At 56.0% G+C, this 1354-nt stretch carries 1 protein-coding gene; it reads left to right on the top strand.

Annotated features, from left to right (window positions below; all coding sequences use genetic code 11):
- Positions 1–1354, top strand: a protein-coding gene (locus tag BGP85_RS00280) for an IS3 family transposase (protein ID WP_258036110.1) whose coding sequence is annotated in 2 segments (ribosomal slippage) — positions 1–474 and positions 477–1354 — 1352 coding nt annotated over the 2 segments. Because the reading frame shifts where the segments join, the coding sequence is not laid out codon by codon here. This gene is flagged as partial in the annotation.

The raw sequence follows: 1354 nt of genomic DNA, 5'->3' as shown, positions 1-1354 counted from the left end.
GTGAGCAAGCACACCAAGCAGTTCAAACTTTCAGCCATCCATGCCTTTCTGCAGCGAGGCATTGGCTATCGCACCATCGCATCTGAGTTGCAGATGGATCCCTCCTTGCTTCGGCGCTGGGTCGCGAGCTATCGCATCCATGGCGAGGCTAGCCTCTGCGGACAAACACGGACTTTCAGCCCTGAGTTCAAGCTTTCGGTGCTTGAGCGGATGTGGCGCGACAAGCTATCGCTGCGCCAGACGGCAGCCGTTTTCAATATGAGCCACTCCAGCCAGATAGGCATATGGGAATCGCAGTACTACAGTGGCGGCATCAAAGCCCTGACAGCAAAGAGCAAAGGTCCGCGCAGTCTCATGCCTAAACCACCTGTTCCACCCGCCAACACCCCACCTGTAGCCGATGAAGATCTCTCGCACGCCGAGTTGCTGGCCAAGCTGCGCCATGCCGAGATGGAGATCGCCTATCTAAAAAAGTTAAAAGAGCTGCGCGAGGAGAAGGCGAGGCAGAAGAAGGCCGAGAAGAAAAAGTCCTGATCATCTCGGCCTTGCGTAACCGATTCCCCCTCAACAACCTGCTCAAGTTGGCTGGGCTGGCGCGCAGTACGTACTACTACCAACTCAAGGTGATGGCTGCAGGTGACAAGCTGGCCCCGTTAAAGGCTCATATCTGTGAGACCCAGGGGCGGCATAAGGGGCGCTATGGCTATCGACGCATGACTGCAGCGCTGCGCAACATTGGCCAAATAGTAAACAGTAAAGTTGTGCGCCGGCTGATGGGTGAACTCGACCTCAAATGCACGGTGCGCGTGAAAAAGTACAAGTCCTATCGCGGTCAGCCCGGACGCATTGCGCCCAACACAATGGAGCGCGATTTCACGGCAGCAGAGCCCAACGAGAAATGGGTAACAGACGTGACCGAGTTCAAGGTGGCGGGTGAGAAACTGTACCTATCGCCGATATTGGACCTGTTTAGCGGGGAGATCGTGGCGCATCAGATCGATACTTCGCCGCACTATCCTCTGGTCGGCCAGATGCTGGAGCAGGCGCTTGCGAAGCTACCGGAAGGAGCCAAGCCGATGCTGCATTCCGACCAGGGCTGGCAGTATCAATACTACGCCTACCGGAATCGACTCGAAGAAAAGGGGCTGGAGCAGAGCATGTCGCGCAAAGGCAACTGCCTGGACAATGCACGAATGGAGAGTTTTTTCGGCACACTGAAGATAGAGATGTACCATGGTCAGCGCTTCGCCAGCATCGCAGAGCTGAGGGCGGCAATCGATGAATACATCAACTACTACAACCATGATCGAATCAAGATGGGGCTGGGCGGCCTGACTCCCGTGGCATACAGGAG

Origin of the sequence: Pseudomonas putida (assembly GCF_002906855.1) — a bacterium.
Classification (GTDB): Bacteria; Pseudomonadota; Gammaproteobacteria; order Pseudomonadales; family Pseudomonadaceae; genus Aquipseudomonas; species Aquipseudomonas putida_N.
The sequence above is the reverse complement of the archived record's forward strand: the minus strand, read 5'-3'. Positions and strand labels throughout refer to the sequence as shown.